Genomic DNA, 16,862 nt, shown 5'->3' with positions numbered 1-16,862 from the left:
TCTGGCTATCCGGCGGTCCATGTGATCCTCTATCTGGAGACGCCCCTCAAGGTCAGGTGGCATCATAAGAGCGGCACTTACCGTCCCGACCCGACCGATCCGTACACGAGGTCCGTCCTCGGGAAGCTCAAGAACCTCAACGACTGGAACTCCAGGAGCCCCCTCTGGCGCGTGGGATTCGTGGACGTCTATGCGTTCACCAGGGACTGCATGGGGATGAAAGGGTATACCAACCCCATCAATTACATCGCGAAGTACATATCCAAATCCCTGGACCTCGAGGGCATACCAGATATAGACAAATGCAAGCGGGTCTCGGATCTCCCAATGAAGTTCTGCACCCGGGTATGGACGATACTCAACAGCCTGATCTGGAACTCTCAAACATGGATCCTTTCCAAATCATTCAAAGAAGACCTCAAGAAGATCAAGGAGCAGAGGCCTCCCTCGCCTTGGGTATGGGTGGACACAGTCCATATCTCGAATCCTTTTCTTTATGAATGGATGGGTTGGGACATCCATTTTCTTCCTCGGGGAACTGTTTTTCCAGCCCCTACAGGGGCATCCCCGTAACCACCCCTATCGCAATCGGGACGCCCGCGACGACGCCGTAGCCGCCAGGCTGGCGGCGTCGGGGCGGACCGACAGCAGCGCACGCCGAGCGGAGCGTGCCCGAGGCGTAGCCGAGGGCCGGCATGCGCGCGAGAGCCCCGCAGGGGCGATATCCGGCCGCGAGCTTGCGAGCGGACGGGGGGATAGCGACCCCGAGCGAGCGAAGCGAGCGAGCGGGGAGCGCATAGACTTGATGAAGATAACCAAAGTTGAAACTATGGGATGTCTGACGCTTCTCTCAATTTCTGAATGTTCGTATGGCGGGGTCCTCTCAGCCCAATCCGTTCTGGACCGATACCGCCCATTCGTCCAGCTTCGAGCCCTGTTCGTACAGGGAGATGAATGTCCTGGTGTAGAACTATGCCTCTTCCTGGTTGTATATCACGCTGCGGACGCGCCGTCCAGATCGTATTCAATGTCCATCCAGGACCTTTCCGTTATCTTCTTGAAGTCGCCCCGGGTGTATACCACGTCCCCCGATTCTATGGCCATCATGAAGTCCAGTGCTTTTCGGAGATGGGGTGCGTTTCTTTGCTACCTCTTCTGTCAAGGTATACGGTGTTATAGATCGTGTCCGTCATTAATCGAGGACGCCGATGTTTGTAGTTCCTCACCTTCAGGGGATGTTGGCTTTATCGAGCGGTCCCGAGCTTATCGCATGGTCGCGGAAAAGCATCTGTCACGATTCTGCGGAGTAATGCTCGGGACATGCTCTGAGGCATTCAAATTCTTCTTTTGCCTGGTCTCTTCGTCTTTTCTTGTGTGGGAGGAGGAGACCAGGGCTCAGCGGACCGCAGCCTGTCGTTGAGCGCATCCATGTCGACGAAGTCCTCGTCCTCTATCGGTGTGAAGTCGTCATACGCACGGCATACTGCGTCGAGCAGATTCTGATTGTATTCGCGGCCGCATTCTTTCTCCTGTGCGAGGTCGATCTCCATTCTGCAGAAGAAATCGCTGGCTTCTTCTAAATCGGACTCTGAAAGCGGGATCGACACGCCAATCTCGGGAAGGAACTTCTTGAGCAGCTTCACCGAAGCATCTCTAGGGACATACTCCATGCCATCATCTTCTTTTTGCTGTTGCTTTGGATGTTTTGGTATTTTTTCTTTCTTTTGGTAAAGCGGCCTTTTTCGCAGCGGCTCTTTTATTTCTGGTCAAAGCGGCCTTTTTCGCAGCGGCTTTTCTTTTTTCTTTGTTAATTTCCGCCTGGGTCTTCATGTGCTCGCGTTTTATTCCAAGTTTGCGAGCGTCTTTTTTGTTCAGCACATGTATTGTGGGCACTGTTTTTTTGACAGGGTTTATTTCGGTCGTAGTCTGTCTGTTATGACGATCATAGGATGGTTCTCCTTTATTGTTGATTGTAACTTTGCTAACGGCTTCGGGTTTGTGGCAGAGGTTCTGAATCATCGCCTCGTTAGGGATTCCACGATCGACCATCTGGTTTTGTGCGTGGGAGGTCACTATGAACCTTCCGACTTTGACCTGCCTGGTATGAGGGTTTTTCATGTTTCTTCTATTCTTTTTACGGAATTCTTCTGCAGTCATTAAATCAATCCCTGTGGAATCGTTTCTAAGATTCCAACGTGTACTGCATTTTTCTTCTAGTATATAGTCATTCTATTAAGTAATAATAATTCTAATAAGTACCAAAATTTTAAAAAACTGTTACGCATAAGTATTTCTATGAGCGAACCTACAAAGACCATCTCAATCAGAATTCCCAAGGGATGTGTAGACCTCATTGACGAGAATATAGGGAGATACGGTCATCTCAGTACCAGGCCCGCCTATATCGTCTTCGCGATGGAGAACATGTTTAGGTCTTTTGTCAGTCGCAGGATAAAACTCGATTCTGATCTCGAATCCATGAAAGACATGGTCGACGGGGCACTAGATCCTAATGTGATATTATCCATTACGAAAAAGGTACTGGATGGATTCATGGAGAAGTATTCGTCATACCAGGGCGAGGGCGTGCAGATCCTTCTCCGCGTGCCTGAGAAGTTCCTTCAGGACATCGAGGACTATGCCACTGTCCTCGGCTTTTATTCCGACAGGAACGATTTTATCCGCATGGCTATCGTGGATCAATTGGAGAACGACAAGAGCATGGCCGACAAAATGGAAAGGGTCCGCGAGCATAGGACGAAACAGAAGATGAGTAGCGACGCCATCGTGAAGAGCATGCTCAGCAAGATGGAGGAGGACCCTTCCGGCATCGAAGGTCTAGTGGATATCTTTCAGAAGGTCATCAAAGAGGCCAATGGGAAGTGAACAGGGGGAGTTCGGTTCCTTTCTGTTTATATTGTGCAGCTGCATGGCAAATTTTTGCTTCGACCTTCATCTATTTTTAAGAAACTTCTGTTTGGTTGAGGAGGGTCGATATTTCACTTAACTCATGCTCGGACCCTTGATATTGGTCTGTTTTGATTTATCATAAATAGTTCCACCTATGGAATCTATGCTATTATCAATTTTTGCCTTTTCTCATCTCGCGTTCGGCCTTGTCTTTGAGATATTCCTGTTTCGCTTTTTCCAGGGCTACCTCGGGGTCCTCGTCCGCGATGTGATCGAGCCTTTCATCTTCCAGCTGCTTGACCTTCTCGCGGATCTCATCCCCTTCGAAGTCGTATCCGTTGTATTTTTTGGTGTCCTTGCGGATTATTATGTTCCCGTTCTCGGCGTGGAACTCGACGTAGTCCCCGAGCTCCAGGTTCAGAATGTCCGGAAGTCCCTCCACGAGGCTGATCCTGTTGTTCTGACCGAATTTGGTGCGACCTATCATTACCATGAATATCACTAATGACATCAATGGAAAACTTATAAATAGAATTCTTAGCATTAATGCTATTGATAACATGGATACCTCAAATGTTATTGATAGCAACGGACGGCAAGGATCCTCGCTCGAAGCGGGTCCCCGGACCGTCGAGGACATCGGGCGTCTGGTTTCAGCGAGCATTCTCGCCACTTTCATGCGCGAGTTCCCGCTGACGTACCTGGACAAGGACGAGAGGAGGGTCTTCGTGGCCTTCCAGAGCTTCGCGGTCCGCATGGAAGCGAAGGAGTTCGAGAAGGCGGGGATAAGCAGATGACGCGCTACCCGTTCACCGACTGTATAAAGGAGTACCTCCCGACGGAGAGGGGGCACCTGGCCGCCTCGACCTATGATACGTTGGGCAGGAAGCTCCGCCAGCTCGGCCGCATCTTCAAGGATCTGAAGGAAGAGGGCAGCGTGTCCACGGATAACCCCCGCAAGCTGACCGCGCAGGACGTGGACGTCTTCATAGGGTATCGCAAATCCGAGGGGATCGACGACTCGACCCTCCGCAAGGATCTGGCCGCCCTCAAGAAGATCACCTCGTTCTTCGACAACGACGTCGTTGCCGCTTTCAAGATTAAGTTCGCGGCGCACGCCCCCAAGAAGTATGTCAAGCGCAAGGCCTCCATCGACGACGAAGTGACGGAGAAGATAGTGGCGAGGGCCTTGGAGATCTCCCCGCTGGACTGGAAGCTCACCGAGGGATACGCCCTCGTGACCCTCGCCCTATGCGGCGGCCTCCGTCCCCAAGAGCTCCGCCAGATGTACGTCTACAACGTCCGCATAACCGGCGAAGTCGGCGAGGTTTACGCGGAGCACGTCAAGGGCGAAGGCTCCTACGGATCGCCGAGATGGATACCCCTCGTCCCCATCGGGGTCCCGGTCATAGAGAACTATCTAGAGGCCAGGGAGATGAAGCTCAGGATGTGCGGCAAGGAGTCCGACGCCTTGTTCCCGCCGCTGAGGGGCAAGGAGGAGTTCATAGGCTACGGGCAGATCGAGAAGCTCAAGTGCGCCGTCGAGAAGGACGTGGGGGAGAAGTTCGACCTCCGCGGATGCCGCCGCACCTTCGGGCAGATGGCCATAGACGACGGACAGGACATACACGACGTCTCCCTCGTGATGGGCCACAGTTCGGTCGTCACCACGCAGCGCCACTACTGCGACAAGGACGAGCGCAGGGCCTCCCGCGACATGCTGGAGCAGTGGCGCGAGAAGAGGAATGCTAATGGAGGTCACATCCAGCGAGGCGTTACCTTCCGAGGTAACACCTGCTGACCTCCGAGAATGCCGATTTACCGCCGCGAGCGGAGATCGTCACGAAATCTACCATGGCCAGCGAAATGATAGAAATTTTTTCGAGGCATCTGGACAAGAAGGTGGCGGGCCTGAAGGGATTCGAACCCTTGGCCGTTCGATTAAGAGTCGAACGCTCTACCTAGCTGAGCTACAGGCCCCTGCAAAGCCCCGTTATTCTGTCGTCATATATATGCATTGCTGTCGGTTCAAAATCTGCTGGGACCCATGTCCACGTCGAACCCCAATCAATATATGGGTACTCCATCATAAAGGGGCCGATGTCTAAATTGAAGGTAAGAGACCTGATGACCACCCAGGTGGTTACGCTTCAGCCTACTGACACGATAAAGAAGGCGACAATAAAGTTCGCCGTCGACAACATTTCCGGGGCTCCCGTAGTGGATGGCAGGAACCACCTCCTCGGGATAGTCAGCGAGAATGACATCCTCCAATTGATCTACAGCAGGCAGATCATGCTCGACAAGGAGAACACGGGCGCGGTGATGCTTTCCTATTCCATGGATTCGGACGAGAACGGCGCAGACGGCCTTCAGAGAATCTCCGATGAGATATCCAACATGGAAGTCGGGAGCATAATGGTCCGCACGGTCCTCACCACCTCTCCGGACGCGCCTGTGATGGAGGTCCTGAAATCCATGATAGAGATGGGCGTCAACCGTCTCCCGGTAGTCGAGAAAGGCGTGGTCATCGGCGTAATATCCAGAGCGGACATAGTCTTCGCGCTCTATAAGAAAAAGGTTTGACCAAGATGGAAGTGCACGTTCTCGCCAGCGGAAGCGACGGAAATTGCACTGTCATCGAGTGCGACGGCGAGGCCGTGGTCATCGATGCTGGCCTTAGCTGTCGCACTCTCATGTCCTATATGGACAGAGAAGGCGTCGATCCCAGGATGATAAAGGCCATTCTAGTGACCCATGAGCACAGCGACCACGTCAAAGGAGTCGGCCCTCTGGCCAGGAAGCTCGAAATCCCAGTGATGTGCACCATGGGCACGTATAACGCGTCTTCCATGGGCTCCGTGGATTTCGTGCCGTACGAGCTGAAGGATTCTTTCGGCGTCGGTCCCTTCCACATAACTCCTCTGCCGACGTACCATGACGCGGCCGAGCCCAACGCGTTCTTCGTCGAGAGCGATCAGGGGAAAGTCGCGCTGGTCACCGACACCGGGAAATTCGATTTCAGGATCGAGCATGCTTTGGCGGAATGCGACGCGGCCGTGGTCGAGGCGAATTACGATCTGGAGATGCTCCGCAACGGCCCATACCCGCCATCGCTCAAGAGGCGCATAGAAGGGGACACCGGGCATATGTGGAATATGGACACCGGCAAAGCCCTCAGGCGCACCGATTCCCTCGGAAGGAAGATATTTTTGGCCCATCTGAGCCGCACCAACAACGAGCCGGACATAGCCAGGGAAACAGTGGCCAACATCACCGGGATAAAAAGGATGAAAATCGATTGCCTGGAGTTCATGGGCGATACGAGGACTTTCAGGGTGAGGGGCTGATCGGGGAGGCTTTCCCCGTTTCGGCCAGAACATCGGCCAACGCTTTCGGCAGCGTGACCAGATCCTGTTTTTTCAGGCTGTAATCCCTGCTGGGTCCGGAGAATTCCGGCAGATCCTCCAGAATAAGCATCAGAATCGGTTCCATGGGATCTCCCGTTTCCACCGGGGCTTCCGGCATATCGGGAGGGACGATGTCCTCGGGCTCCATCTCCATCGGATCGGGGATGTCATCGTCGAAGTCTCCCTGGAAATCGTCATCCGGATAGATCTCAGGTTTCGGAGGCTTTTTTGCGGGAGGGGGTTCCTCGGTTTCCTTGGGCGCTTCCTCCGGACCCGGATTCTCTATTGGCACTGTTTGCTTCTCTGCAGGGGGAACGGTTTGCCCATCCGAATCGTCCTGCGGGCTTTCGAAATCCTCCGGAGGCACGAACTGTTCCTCGTTGGGCGGCAGGAATTCCTCTTCCAGCGGGATGTTCACAGTTGGGGGTTGCGCCTCCGGCGGGCGGACAGGTTCCTTGGGCTGATCGCGCACGGGAATCTCGTCGATGTGAGTGGCGACGGTGACCCGCTTCCCTCTGAGGCGGTCGACCTCGGCCAGATGGGCTTTGGAAACCTCCATTATCTTGTAATAATACGCTTTTTCCTCCTCAGTGAGGGCGTCTATCACGTTGTTGGATCCCAGCGCACCCAGGAATGCCATCCTAAGGATTTTGTCCGACCTTATGCGTATGATGTCTTTGCACAGGCGCTCGGCGCTTTTCTTCCTGTGCTCTGCGCCTTCGCACATGACAGAATCCGGATCTATGGCGTATAGCCTCTCATATTCCGAGCGCAATCTGGTCATCAGGTCGGCCATGGCCCTGAAAAGATCCCGGCGAACCTCGGACACGGAGCTGCCGCTCATCTCCACCCTGTACAGCTCGGACAGGTCTTCGAAGGTCATGTGCTCCAGGACCGGGCTCATGATTGCCTATAGGCGGATGCGTAATTAATCTGTCGGGACAGGTTGGCGTCCGGCGTTTAGCCGAGGAAAATCGCCGCGCCGGCATCGGTCGGCCATGAATTGGTTTTTGGCGGCACAGAAGGGTGAGACACTCTTTTGCGTCACTGTTCAATCGTAATTTAGTGACAAATATGTCACTGTTCAATCGTAATTTAGTGACATTAATGTAGGTGTCAGTGTAATATGGCCTTATGCTGGAGAGGAAGGTCTATTCCGAATTGATGAGATGGAAAGCGCTCCACAGCAAATGCTTGGTGATCAAAGGCCAGCGTCAGGTGGGGAAGACGTTCATCATCGAGCATTTCGCCCGCAATGAATACGAGAGCTTTGTCAAGCTGGATTTTTCTGTGGACGAGTCCTTGGCGGACATATTCGGGGTAAGAGAAGTGGATGAGATGGTGCGCAGGATAGAGCTTCGCACTGGCCGCGAGGTGAAGCCGGGCGCCACCCTCATTTTTTTGGATGAGATACAGGAATGTCCGGAGGCCTACAGCTCATTGAAGCCCTTCTCAATCGACGGAAGGTTCGACGTCATCGCTTCAGGCTCTATGCTCGGGGTAGACAGGAAAAGAAGGGATGGAAACGGTCCGGACCCTCTAATACCGCTGGGATACGAGGAGGTCTTGGTCATGAGGGGGCTGGATTTCGAGGAGTTTCTGTGGGCATCGAAAGTCCCGAAGGACATGATATCCGAGGTTCGCCGGAGCATCGCATCCAAACAAGAGTTGGATAGATTCTATCTCGACAGATTCAGAGCTCTCTTCCGCGAATTCATGATAGTGGGCGGAATGCCCGAATCTGTTCAGGCATACGTCGAAACGAAGGATTTCAAACGCTCAGACAAAGTTCTCGACGGGCTCCTGAGCACATGCATACGCGATATCAACCGCTACAATTCGGGCGAAGATATAGCGAAGACGGCCGAATGCTTCGAATCCATCCCTTCGCAGTTGGCGGAGAGCAACAAGAGGTTCATGTATTCCAGGATTCAGGGGGACAGGATCCGCAAGGCATCGGATCGTTATATGGGCAATCTGTTGTGGATCAGACAGGCGGGCTATGGGAATTTCTGCTACCTTCTGAGGAAGCCCGAGGCGCCGCTCATGGCCAATATCGTCCGCGATCAATTCAAAGTCTATCTCTCAGACACGGGCATGCTGGTGCATATGTATGGGGCAAGAGTCGCGGATGCCATCTATAGCGGGGATTCGCGCATCAATTTGGGTGCTGTGGCTGAGAATGCGGTGGCCGAATGTCTCATGAAAAGCGGTTTTCCGCCATGTTATTACTCCAAAAAATCCAACCCGGGGATGATGGAGATAGATTTCGTCATAGAGACTTCCAAAGAAGTGGTCGCATTCGAGGTGAAGTCCGGGAAGGACAGGTCTGCGCCGTCGCTGAGGAAGCTTCCGAAGCATTTCAATGTGGGCAGAAGGGTCATGCTGGAGGATTCGGGTGTCCATGTGGATGAGGATGGCGTAGAGCATTACCCCATTTTCGCCGCGGCATTCGTCAGAGATATCCTGGGCGAGGATGAGAGCTGACGGTCGGGTCTGCCAGGGCGCTTCGAATCTTCCGATGCCCGCATTCAGGGGGCTATTCCCCCTCCGAACCCGGATGTTCGCGGGAGTCAGACCCTTTCGATCCTGAAGAATCCGAAAATCTCAAATTTGGTGTCCCGAGGGATCGCTTCCGTCCATTCGATCTCTCCGTTTTCTTCCGTGGAGACAAACGTTTTCCCGTCCTCCTCCTTCCATTCCCCGGCAGAGGCTAGGAAATGCTCTTCATCGTATTCCTCGAATCCTTCGTCGTTCACCGCATTTTTGGGGATGATCGTAATGAATTTGCCCTCTTCTTTGAACAGATACAGCGTCTTGGCCATGGTTTTCTGCATTTCTGAGACGCTATCATCGGCATCCAGCCCTTCGGTCGCTTTCCAAGTCTGTTTGAAATTTTTGTCTAAGGCGTTTATTTCCGCTATTTTCCATAATCCCGTCAGATCCATTGTGCGTTCCCCCGCGGCCGGCATCTGTCCCGGTATGGGCGCCGGCAATCGATTGCACAACAATGGTCATCTATTTTTATAATATATTGACTGCCATTATCCATTCATGCGCATAGCCGATGTGTCCAGGAAAAAGGAAGGGTGCCTGGAGGTGGACGTCCTCGTCTCTCCGCGCTCCAACAGATCCGGTCCGGAAGGCTTCGATCAGTGGAGGAAGAGGCTCATTCTGCGCGTCAAAGCCCCTCCATTGGACGGGAGGGCCAACAAGGAGGTGGAAGAGACCTTCTCGCAGATCACCGGGATGCGTTCGTAGGTGATCTCTGGGCACACGAACAGGCAGAAGACGGTTTCCGTATGCGGCGACGCGGACAAGGCAGAGGAGGCGCTGGACCATGCAGCCGCCGAAAGATGACAGGGAGCGCATGGAACGCATCAACGCGATAATCGCCGAGATTTCCTCTCTGAAAGGCGACCATTCTGTCTTGGTGGAAGGGATGAACGACGTCGTCGCCCTCAGGAATTGCGGCATGGACGCCGATTTCATATGCGTGCAGAGCTCGGCGGGAGGCCCCATGAAAGCTTCCGAGGCCGTCTGGAAATCAGGCAGGAGCGCGATAATAATGACGGACTGGGACCGCCGCGGCAACATCCTCGCGGATTCGCTCAGGACAGATATGATGTCTTTGGGAGTCAAGTATGATCTACATTTCCGCTCGGAGCTGGGGGCTCTTCTGAAGCCATATTGCAGCGACGTGGAATCCATAGATTCCGTGATGCTAATGATGCAGAGGAAGATTCTGGGGTGATGCCATGGAAGGCGCGATAATAGTTCTGGAAGGGATAGACGGGGCGGGAAAGAGCACGCTGGCCGCCAGCCTTAAAATATGGCTGGAAGAGGCCGGCTACGATGTCGTGCTGACGGCCGAGCCCACCCACGACCGCATTGGGGCGATCATCCGCGGCGGGAGCATCGAAGGGATATCTCAGCGCACAGAAGCGCTCCTCTTCGCGGCGGACCGCAGCGACCACACCGAGGCGATGGAGAGATGGGCTTCCGAGGGCAAGATCGTCATATGCGACAGGTATTTCGCGTCCACAGTCGCTTATCAGTCATCGGACCTGGACGGCACCTCCGCCGACAGGGAATGGCTGCTGGGAATAAGCTCGAAATTCGCGGGCGTCCCGAAGGCGACGATCCTTCTGGACATCGACCCTTCCGCGGGTATATCCAGGGTGGAGTCCCGCGGGGAAGCCAGAAGCAGATTCGAGAGGGCAGATTTCCTGCGCAGGGTCAGGGATGAGTATCTCAGGCTGGCAGAAGAATTCAATTTCGAAGTGATAGACGCGTCGGCATCGTCCGAGGATGTTCTCAGAGATGCCAAGCGCATAATCAGGGAGGCCATCTGATGCATCCGTCAGAAGAGATTCTCGGGGAGAAGAGCTGGAAGCTCAAAGGAAAGAAGATAGTGATGGGGATAACAGGCAGCATCGCGGCTGTGGAGTGCTTCGCGACCATACGCGAGCTGATCAGGCACGGCGCGGAGGTGTTCCCGGTTCTGACCGAGGCCGCGTCCAAGCTGGTGGCTTCCGATGCTCTGGAATTCGCCAGCGGCAACCGTCCGGTCATCAGCCTCACCGGCCGCACCGAGCACATCGACATGATGGGTTTCGCGGATCTGCTGCTGATCTATCCCGCCACCGCGAACACGGTGTCCAAAATAGCGTGCGGCATCGACGATACTTCGGTCACATCTATGGCGACGGTTGCGCTGGGATCCAACGTGCCGATAGCCATAGCGCCCGCGATGCATCAATCGATGTACAGGAACCCGGCGGTCTCCGCCAACATCGAGGCTCTGAAATCCTGGGGGATAAATTTCATAGGCCCCCGCACCGACGGCGTGAGAGCCAAGGTGGCATCCCGCGACGAGATAGTCGAGAATGTCATCAGGATGCTTTCCGACCGTCCGCTGGCCTCCAAGAAAACGCTGATAATAGGCGGCCGCAGCGAGGAGGCGCTGGATTCCATGAGGATCATCACCAACCGCTCATCAGGAAGGATGGCTGTCGCGCTCGCCGTCCGCGCTTTAGAATTGGGGGCTGACGTCGAGCTCTGGATGGGCGGATGCGACGTGCCGATCCCGGATTTCATTCCGGTAAGACGCTTCTCGTCGGTTTCGGATCTGATCGGCATGGCGCCGCAGATAAGCCATGATATCGCGATAGTTCCCGCGGCTCTGGCCGATTTTGCTCCGGCAGAGAGGGCAGAAGGTAAGATCCCCAGCGATTCCGGCATCGATCTCAGATTGGAGCCGGTGCCCAAAGTCCTCCCTCTGGTTGCGGAGAGGTGCTCCATGGCAGTCGGGTTCAAAGCGGAATCAGGCCTTTCAGAGCCGGAGCTCATCGCCAGGGCCCGCTCGCGCATCGAGAAGTATGGGGCGGCGGCGATCGTAGCGAACGACGTATCCTCGGCCGGCAAGGATTCTTCCGAGGCGTTCTTCGTGACCTCCGATTCCTGCCATGCCATCGGAGGAACCAAAGATTCCATGGCCGACTCCATCCTCCGCGAGATATCTGGGATGCTATGATCGAAGCGTTCTGCCCCGGCCACATCTCATGCATATTCCAGCCGTCCAAAGGCGCATCCATCGCCGATACCGGATCCCGGGGAGTCGGGATAAGGTTAGGTTTAGGTGCGCGCGCGGCGGTTTCCGAGGTCGATGGAGATAAGATTTCGATATCGATCGACGGCATCGAATCCGAGGCTCCGGTCACCCGCGCTGTCGCCGGGATTCTGGCTCCCGGAAAGGGATTCGATATCTCCGTCAGGAACGGCCTGCCGGTCAGCCAAGGGTTCGGGATGTCTGCCGCCGGGGCGATCGCCGCTGCGGTCTGCATAGCCGAGATTGCGGGGAAATCCCGTGAAGAGGCGTATATGGCGGCTCACGAGGCCGACATAAGGGGCGGAGGCGGGATGGGGGATGTCGCCGCGATAGCTTCTGGTTATTCTTATCCCGTAAGAAAGATTCCTGGAATGCCCGCGGAAGGAAAGGTATCCGGTGCCGGAATGGATCTGGGGAAAATATCCGTCGGCGTCGTCGGGCCCAAGATGGTCACAGGCTCCGTATTATCCGATCCGGATCGTTCCGCTGCCATAATCGCCGCGGCGGAATCGGCGATGGAAGGTTTTCTGGCGGATCCTTCGCAGGCCAATCTCTTCCGCTTTTCCAACGAATTTTCGTCGGGAACAGGTTTGGAATCCCGTGAGATGTCGGAGGCTATGGGTTGTCTGCGTTCGATGGGGTTCGCGGCCGGCATGTGCATGCTTGGGAACAGTCTGTTTACCACGGCTCCGCCGCGCGTTCTGCGCAGAATTCTCGGTCCCGGCGCCTTCGTGGCGTCCTGCCGCCCATATTCCGGTGAAATCGCGATCGTTCGTAGAGAGTGAACAGGACGTCGTCCCCGTCCACGTCGAAAAGCCCTATCCTAGCGCCGCAATCCAGCCAGGCGTGGGCGTAATTCACTGATGCGAACGCCGTGACATAGTCGCCTGTGTCCCTGAAGTGCTTCGCGTCGGAGTAATAGCAGTTGGCCATCTCCAGGAAGCTTTCCGCCAGCCTTCTGCCGTAAGACCGTTCGGGAGCGGCTATCTTCAGCTTCCCAAGCGCTTTCCCGGTGATGCTAAGATACCTTTCGATTTTCTCGTCGGCAATCCTGTCGGTTATCTCTGCCATGCCCTAATCCATGCGGATTCATGTTAAATCCGTATCGGTCTGATGCGCTTTCCTCCCTTTCCTATAAGAACTATGAGAGTTTATGCCCGCTCATGATTGTCATCGGCGGCTCCTCATCCGTCGCTCTGGCCCAGGAAATCGCCAGGGAGCTCGGATGCGAATTTTTGCGGGCATCGACCACCAGATTCCCGGATGGCGAATGCTACACCAGACTGGACAGGGATTCGATGGACGAAGACGTCGTCATCGTTCAGAACACCTATCCCGACGGGAACCTCGTGGAGATGCTGCTGATCAGGGACGCGGCCGTTGGGATGGGCGCCAAAAAAGTGGCCATGGTCATCCCATATTTCGGCTACGCCAGGCAGGACAGGCTCTTCAAACCCGGGGAGCCCATGTCCGCGAGGGTCATGTGCGGGATTCTGGACGCGATCTGCGACAAAGTCATCACCATAGACCTGCACAAGGAATCCACTCTGGACAACTTCTCCCATCCGCACATCGATCTGAAAGCGGCCGGCCCCATCGCCGACCATTTCCGCGGCAAAGGGATAGACATGGTCCTGGCACCCGACATCGGGGCGGCCGGGCGCGCCAAGGACGTCGGAGACCGTTTGGGGGTCCCATACGACCATCTGGAGAAGACCAGGCTCTCCGGCACGGAGGTCCGCATTAAGCCGGCCAACGCCGATTGCAGGGGAAAGAACATACTCATCGTGGACGACATGATCTCCACCGGCGGGACAATAATCGCGGCCGCGGCGGCCCTGAAAGAGGTCGGAGCGGAGAGCGTCACCGTCGCATGCACCCACGGCGTGTTCGTGGGCGAAGCTCTGGACAGGCTCACCCACAGCGCTCTGAAGGATGTGCTTTCCTGCAACACCCTCGAGAGTCCCGCTTCCAAGATATCTGTGGCCAAGATCGTGGCCGAAGAGATAGGGAAGGGATTCTGAGTGCCGCTGAAAGAGGACGATTTCGCCGATTGGTATCTTGATATCGTAGAGAAAGCCGGGCTTTCCGACAAGAGATACCCCATCAAAGGGATGAACGTCTGGACTCCCTACGGCTGGAAGATAATGAGGCAGATCGACGGGTACATCCGCGAGGAGTTCGATGCCACCGACCATGACGAGGTCTGCTTCCCGCTGCTGATCCCGGAGACCCAGTTCGCCAAGGAGAAGGAGCACATCAAAGGCTTCGACGAGGAAGTCTATTGGGTTACCCACGCCGGCAAGAACGAGCTGGACGAGAGGCTGGTGGTCAGGCCGACGTCCGAGACCGCGATGTATCCCATGTTCTCGCTGTGGATCAGATCCCACCAGGATCTTCCACTGAAAGTCTACCAGATAGTCAACACGTTCCGTTACGAGACCAAGCAGACCCGCCCGTTCATCAGGGTCCGCGAGATCCATTTCTTCGAGTCGCACACCTGCCACGAGACCTGCGAGAAGGCCCAGGATCAGATCGAGGAGGACATCCAGATCCTCGCGAAGATAGCGAAGAAGATCTGTCTCCCTTACACATTGCTCATACGCACCGAGTGGGACAAGTTCCCCGGAGCCCATTACACCGTGGGGATAGACACCTCCATGCCCAACGGAAGGACCCTTCAGATGGGGTCCATCCACCATTACAGGACCAATTTCTCGGTCCCTTACGATATAGAATATGAGAACGAGACCGGGGAGCACCTTCCGGTCCACCAGACCACTTTCGGCATGAGCGAGAGGCTGGTCGGTGCTCTGATCGGCGTCCACGGCGACGACAAGGGGCTGGTCATGCCTCCCGGAATCGCGCCTATACAGGCGGTCATAATCCCGATCATCTCGAAGAAGAGCGCGGAAGAGGTCTCCGCCGAGTGCGCCAAGATCCTGGGGCTTCTGAAGGCCGCCGGAATACGCGCCAAGCTCGACGACCGCGACGCCCGCCCCGGAAGCAAGTACTACGACTGGGAGATCAAAGGCGTCCCGGTGCGTCTGGAGGTCGGCGCCCGCGACCTGGAGAACGGGGTCGTCTCATTCTACAGGAGGGACACCGAGGAGAAAGGCACCATATCCGCCGAGGATGTCGTTCCCGGAGTGAGGATGCTTCTCGAGGTCATCTCCGAGTCCATGATGGCCAAGGCCAACGAAATCCAGAAGTCGCGCATACAGGACATCGATTCCGCCGAGAACATCCCGCAGGACAAGATCCTCAGGTTCGGATGGTGCGGATGCGAGGGATGCGGGCACAAGTTCGAGGACACCTATGGGTTCAAGATCCTCGGCACGCCGTATACGCCCGAGCCTTACCAGGGAAAATGCATAATCTGCGGCAAGCCCGTGGACAAACCCGCTTACGCCGCGCACACTATGTGACGCGGGTGGGCCGCGCGCCCTCATTTTCCATCATGAGGAAAGATGCGAGAAGATTCGGTCCGCATCCGGCCCCCAAAATGCCATCTGATTCGGAGGCGTGCTGTTCGTTCCGATGGCCTTCCATCCGTTTCGTTTATCATTCAGGTTCTGATACGTCCGCCCATGGCATTCTCTGAGGGCGAAATCATCTACATGGAGGATGGAGAGGGAAAGAAATACTGGCTGAAAGTCATGGGCGGGATGGTCAAGGTGCCTTCTTTGGGTACCGTGGACGGCTCCCGCTTCCTCTCTATGGACGACGGGGATTCCCTGACGATAGTCGGAAGGGAGTACGTCGTATTCCGCCCAGGCGCCCTGGAGCTCATGGAATCCCTGGATCGCGGCGCGCAGGTGATAATCCCAAAGGATGCCGCGACAATCCTTCTTCATTGCGACGTCAAATGCGGCGACAAGGTGCTGGAGGTCGGAGCCGGTTCCGGAGGGCTGACCACGGCGCTTCTGCATGCCGTAGCTCCCGAAGGCCATGTCCACACCCTCGAGCTGAAGCAGGAGAACGCCACCCGCGCCGGGAAGAACGTCGCGAGGACGGGTCTGGATAAATATTGGTCCTATTCCATCGGAGACGCCAGATCCATGGATGTCCCGGACGAGGGATATGATGTCCTGACGATGGATATGCCGGATCCTTGGCTCGCTCTGGGCAATCTGGAACCGCATCTGCGCGCCGGCGGAAGGGTTTGCGCCTACGTCCCGAACATGAACCAGGCGGAATCCATCGTGACCGCCTTGCGCGAGAGGGGATACCGCGACGTCAGAGCGATGGAGAACATGCAGCGCGGTCTGGAGGTCCACCCCGGCGGCGTCAGGCCCGCTTTCGAGATGCTTGGGCATACGGGGTATCTGATTTTCGCCAGAAAAAGGGCCGGAAACAAGGGTTGAACCGAAAATAATTGGGAAAACTTCTTTTTGCAGGATGCAATGTATTATATATCAGAACACTATCCGTGATTTTACTTGGGCCTGTAGCTCAGCTAGGTAGAGCATCTGACTTTTAATCAGGTGGTCAAGGGTTCGAATCCCTTCAGGCCCGCCAATCAACTTCATGAGCGATCGACGGCGGATCAAGTATGAGGACACAATGACATTCACACGCGAATTTTTTGGAAACAGCTTATACCGGCCGACCGGACCGGAGATGGATCGGTGAATCACTTGGCAGAGGACAACGCATTCAATGTTCTGAGACATGAGCTCGTGCCTGAGCACAGGCTCCTCAGCTTCGATGAGGAGAAGGAAGTGCTCGAATCCAAAGGCATAACCAAAGATAAGCTCCCCAAAATCAAAAAGAGCGATCCGGGGATCAAAGCCCTGGAGAACACGGCCGAGGTGAGGGAGCTCCTCGGAAAATAGGATTCCATCGAGGAAGGCTGCGTCATCGAAGTCGTAAGAAAAAGCGAGACAGCCTACAAATCCGTTGGGTACAGGCTCGTAATCAGGGGGTGA

Annotated in this window: 23 protein-coding genes and 2 tRNA genes; 18 read left to right on the top strand and 7 right to left on the bottom strand. The window is 55.4% G+C overall.

The window, feature by feature from the left end:
- Positions 1 to 573: hypothetical protein (locus tag IKP20_01680; protein ID MBR4503677.1), on the top strand; the 573-nt coding region annotated here is incomplete at its 5' end.
- A 761-nt stretch (positions 574 to 1,334) separates the two neighbouring features.
- On the opposite strand, the gene IKP20_01675 is transcribed toward IKP20_01680, so the two are convergent.
- Positions 1,335 to 1,670: a hypothetical protein gene (locus tag IKP20_01675; GenBank protein ID MBR4503676.1), complete on the bottom strand. Its 336-nt coding sequence runs from the start codon at positions 1,668 to 1,670 to the stop codon at positions 1,335 to 1,337.
- Positions 1,671 to 1,674: 4 nt separating this feature from the next.
- The gene (locus IKP20_01670) at positions 1,675 to 2,157 is read right to left on the bottom strand and encodes a hypothetical protein (GenBank protein ID MBR4503675.1); all 483 of its coding nucleotides are present in this window, start codon (positions 2,155 to 2,157) and stop codon (positions 1,675 to 1,677) included.
- A gap of 138 nt (positions 2,158 to 2,295) precedes the next feature.
- On the opposite strand from IKP20_01670, the gene IKP20_01665 reads away from it, so the two are divergent.
- Positions 2,296 to 2,886, top strand: coding sequence for a hypothetical protein (locus IKP20_01665; protein MBR4503674.1), 591 nt, complete (start codon positions 2,296 to 2,298; stop codon positions 2,884 to 2,886).
- Positions 2,887 to 3,082: 196 nt separating this feature from the next.
- Here the strand turns inward: IKP20_01665 and IKP20_01660 are convergent, their stop codons facing one another.
- The gene (locus IKP20_01660; GenBank protein ID MBR4503673.1) at positions 3,083 to 3,403 is read right to left on the bottom strand and encodes a hypothetical protein; all 321 of its coding nucleotides are present in this window, start codon (positions 3,401 to 3,403) and stop codon (positions 3,083 to 3,085) included.
- 67 nt (positions 3,404 to 3,470) lie between these two features.
- Here IKP20_01660 and IKP20_01655 point away from each other — a divergent pair, with 67 nt between their 5' ends.
- Both IKP20_01655 and IKP20_01650 read left to right on the top strand, forming a co-directional pair.
- Positions 3,471 to 3,707 carry a hypothetical protein gene (locus IKP20_01655; protein ID MBR4503672.1) on the top strand — a complete coding sequence of 79 codons (237 nt, stop codon included), beginning with the start codon at positions 3,471 to 3,473 and terminating at the stop codon, positions 3,705 to 3,707.
- Positions 3,704 to 4,711 carry a site-specific integrase gene (locus tag IKP20_01650; protein ID MBR4503671.1) on the top strand — a complete coding sequence of 336 codons (1,008 nt, stop codon included), beginning with the start codon at positions 3,704 to 3,706 and terminating at the stop codon, positions 4,709 to 4,711. Before IKP20_01655 ends, IKP20_01650 begins: the two co-directional genes overlap by 4 nt.
- A gap of 102 nt (positions 4,712 to 4,813) precedes the next feature.
- On the opposite strand, the gene IKP20_01645 is transcribed toward IKP20_01650, so the two are convergent.
- Positions 4,814 to 4,890: transfer RNA gene (locus IKP20_01645), tRNA-Lys, on the bottom strand.
- Between the two features lie 147 nt (positions 4,891 to 5,037).
- Between IKP20_01645 and IKP20_01640 the strand changes: the two genes are divergently transcribed.
- Positions 5,038 to 5,496 carry a CBS domain-containing protein gene (locus tag IKP20_01640; protein MBR4503670.1) on the top strand — a complete coding sequence of 153 codons (459 nt, stop codon included), beginning with the start codon at positions 5,038 to 5,040 and terminating at the stop codon, positions 5,494 to 5,496.
- Positions 5,497 to 5,501: 5 nt separating this feature from the next.
- On the top strand, positions 5,502 to 6,260 hold the full coding sequence (locus tag IKP20_01635; GenBank protein ID MBR4503669.1) for an MBL fold metallo-hydrolase: 759 nt from the start codon (positions 5,502 to 5,504) through the stop codon (positions 6,258 to 6,260).
- Here the strand turns inward: IKP20_01635 and IKP20_01630 are convergent.
- Entirely contained in the window at positions 6,244 to 7,224 is a 981-nt protein-coding gene (locus IKP20_01630; GenBank protein MBR4503668.1) for a hypothetical protein, read from the bottom strand. The genes IKP20_01635 and IKP20_01630 overlap by 17 nt on opposite strands.
- 230 nt (positions 7,225 to 7,454) lie before the next feature.
- Here IKP20_01630 and IKP20_01625 point away from each other — a divergent pair, with 230 nt between their 5' ends.
- Entirely contained in the window at positions 7,455 to 8,807 is a 1,353-nt protein-coding gene (locus tag IKP20_01625) for an ATP-binding protein (protein ID MBR4503667.1), read from the top strand.
- Positions 8,808 to 8,893: 86 nt separating this feature from the next.
- On the opposite strand, the gene IKP20_01620 is transcribed toward IKP20_01625, so the two are convergent.
- Entirely contained in the window at positions 8,894 to 9,268 is a 375-nt protein-coding gene (locus IKP20_01620) for a hypothetical protein (protein MBR4503666.1), read from the bottom strand.
- Between the two features lie 106 nt (positions 9,269 to 9,374).
- On the opposite strand from IKP20_01620, the gene IKP20_01615 reads away from it, so the two are divergent.
- From IKP20_01615 to IKP20_01595, 5 genes are all read left to right on the top strand, one after another.
- Positions 9,375 to 9,581: a DUF167 domain-containing protein gene (locus tag IKP20_01615; protein MBR4503665.1), complete on the top strand. Its 207-nt coding sequence runs from the start codon at positions 9,375 to 9,377 to the stop codon at positions 9,579 to 9,581.
- Between the two features lie 79 nt (positions 9,582 to 9,660).
- Positions 9,661 to 10,074 (top strand): Toprim subdomain protein, encoded by a 414-nt coding sequence (locus IKP20_01610; protein ID MBR4503664.1) that lies wholly within the window; start codon positions 9,661 to 9,663, stop codon positions 10,072 to 10,074.
- Positions 10,075 to 10,078: 4 nt separating this feature from the next.
- Entirely contained in the window at positions 10,079 to 10,675 is a 597-nt protein-coding gene (gene tmk / locus IKP20_01605; protein MBR4503663.1) for a dTMP kinase, read from the top strand.
- Positions 10,675 to 11,856, top strand: a complete 1,182-nt coding sequence (gene coaBC, locus IKP20_01600) for a bifunctional phosphopantothenoylcysteine decarboxylase/phosphopantothenate--cysteine ligase CoaBC (GenBank protein ID MBR4503662.1) — start codon at positions 10,675 to 10,677, stop codon at positions 11,854 to 11,856. Before tmk ends, coaBC begins: the two co-directional genes overlap by 1 nt.
- Positions 11,853 to 12,716: a pantothenate kinase gene (locus IKP20_01595; GenBank protein MBR4503661.1), complete on the top strand. Its 864-nt coding sequence runs from the start codon at positions 11,853 to 11,855 to the stop codon at positions 12,714 to 12,716. Before coaBC ends, IKP20_01595 begins: the two co-directional genes overlap by 4 nt.
- On the opposite strand, the gene IKP20_01590 is transcribed toward IKP20_01595, so the two are convergent.
- Positions 12,610 to 13,002 carry a DUF357 domain-containing protein gene (locus tag IKP20_01590; protein MBR4503660.1) on the bottom strand — a complete coding sequence of 131 codons (393 nt, stop codon included), beginning with the start codon at positions 13,000 to 13,002 and terminating at the stop codon, positions 12,610 to 12,612. The two genes, IKP20_01595 and IKP20_01590, sit on opposite strands and share 107 nt — an antisense overlap.
- Before the next feature lie 92 nt (positions 13,003 to 13,094).
- On the opposite strand from IKP20_01590, the gene IKP20_01585 reads away from it, so the two are divergent.
- The 6 genes from IKP20_01585 to IKP20_01560 all read left to right on the top strand — a co-directional run bounded on the left by IKP20_01585 (position 13,095) and on the right by IKP20_01560 (position 16,862).
- Complete coding sequence (locus IKP20_01585; protein MBR4503659.1) at positions 13,095 to 13,955, top strand: ribose-phosphate diphosphokinase; 861 nt, start codon at positions 13,095 to 13,097, stop codon at positions 13,953 to 13,955.
- Positions 13,956 to 15,359, top strand: coding sequence for a proline--tRNA ligase (locus IKP20_01580; protein ID MBR4503658.1), 1,404 nt, complete (start codon positions 13,956 to 13,958; stop codon positions 15,357 to 15,359).
- A gap of 162 nt (positions 15,360 to 15,521) precedes the next feature.
- Positions 15,522 to 16,298 (top strand): methyltransferase domain-containing protein, encoded by a 777-nt coding sequence (locus tag IKP20_01575; GenBank protein ID MBR4503657.1) that lies wholly within the window; start codon positions 15,522 to 15,524, stop codon positions 16,296 to 16,298.
- Between the two features lie 77 nt (positions 16,299 to 16,375).
- Positions 16,376 to 16,452, top strand: a tRNA-Lys gene (locus IKP20_01570).
- A gap of 110 nt (positions 16,453 to 16,562) precedes the next feature.
- Positions 16,563 to 16,769 (top strand): hypothetical protein, encoded by a 207-nt coding sequence (locus IKP20_01565; protein MBR4503656.1) that lies wholly within the window; start codon positions 16,563 to 16,565, stop codon positions 16,767 to 16,769.
- A 6-nt stretch (positions 16,770 to 16,775) separates the two neighbouring features.
- Positions 16,776 to 16,862, top strand: a complete 87-nt coding sequence (locus tag IKP20_01560; protein MBR4503655.1) for a hypothetical protein — start codon at positions 16,776 to 16,778, stop codon at positions 16,860 to 16,862.

It is taken from the genome of Candidatus Methanomethylophilaceae archaeon (assembly GCA_017524805.1).
Classification (GTDB): domain Archaea; phylum Thermoplasmatota; class Thermoplasmata; order Methanomassiliicoccales; family Methanomethylophilaceae; genus Methanoprimaticola.
Note: the sequence above shows the minus strand (reverse complement) of the source record. Positions and strands in the feature narration are given on the sequence as shown.

Coding starts and splice junctions, on each gene's coding strand:
- IKP20_01590 (MBR4503660.1), bottom strand. CDS start 13,002: ATGGCAGAGATAACCGACAGGATTGCCGACGAGAAAATCGAAAGGTAT.
- IKP20_01650 (MBR4503671.1), top strand. CDS start 3,704: ATGACGCGCTACCCGTTCACCGACTGTATAAAGGAGTACCTCCCGACG.
- IKP20_01620 (MBR4503666.1), bottom strand. CDS start 9,268: ATGGATCTGACGGGATTATGGAAAATAGCGGAAATAAACGCCTTAGAC.
- IKP20_01660 (MBR4503673.1), bottom strand. CDS start 3,403: ATGGTAATGATAGGTCGCACCAAATTCGGTCAGAACAACAGGATCAGC.
- IKP20_01640 (MBR4503670.1), top strand. CDS start 5,038: ATGACCACCCAGGTGGTTACGCTTCAGCCTACTGACACGATAAAGAAG.
- IKP20_01615 (MBR4503665.1), top strand. CDS start 9,375: ATGCGCATAGCCGATGTGTCCAGGAAAAAGGAAGGGTGCCTGGAGGTG.
- coaBC (MBR4503662.1), top strand. CDS start 10,675: ATGCATCCGTCAGAAGAGATTCTCGGGGAGAAGAGCTGGAAGCTCAAA.
- IKP20_01595 (MBR4503661.1), top strand. CDS start 11,853: ATGATCGAAGCGTTCTGCCCCGGCCACATCTCATGCATATTCCAGCCG.
- IKP20_01585 (MBR4503659.1), top strand. CDS start 13,095: ATGATTGTCATCGGCGGCTCCTCATCCGTCGCTCTGGCCCAGGAAATC.
- IKP20_01665 (MBR4503674.1), top strand. CDS start 2,296: ATGAGCGAACCTACAAAGACCATCTCAATCAGAATTCCCAAGGGATGT.
- IKP20_01630 (MBR4503668.1), bottom strand. CDS start 7,224: ATGAGCCCGGTCCTGGAGCACATGACCTTCGAAGACCTGTCCGAGCTG.
- IKP20_01625 (MBR4503667.1), top strand. CDS start 7,455: ATGCTGGAGAGGAAGGTCTATTCCGAATTGATGAGATGGAAAGCGCTC.
- IKP20_01675 (MBR4503676.1), bottom strand. CDS start 1,670: ATGGAGTATGTCCCTAGAGATGCTTCGGTGAAGCTGCTCAAGAAGTTC.
- IKP20_01670 (MBR4503675.1), bottom strand. CDS start 2,157: ATGACTGCAGAAGAATTCCGTAAAAAGAATAGAAGAAACATGAAAAAC.
- IKP20_01635 (MBR4503669.1), top strand. CDS start 5,502: ATGGAAGTGCACGTTCTCGCCAGCGGAAGCGACGGAAATTGCACTGTC.
- IKP20_01575 (MBR4503657.1), top strand. CDS start 15,522: ATGGCATTCTCTGAGGGCGAAATCATCTACATGGAGGATGGAGAGGGA.
- IKP20_01610 (MBR4503664.1), top strand. CDS start 9,661: ATGCAGCCGCCGAAAGATGACAGGGAGCGCATGGAACGCATCAACGCG.
- IKP20_01655 (MBR4503672.1), top strand. CDS start 3,471: ATGGATACCTCAAATGTTATTGATAGCAACGGACGGCAAGGATCCTCG.
- tmk (MBR4503663.1), top strand. CDS start 10,079: ATGGAAGGCGCGATAATAGTTCTGGAAGGGATAGACGGGGCGGGAAAG.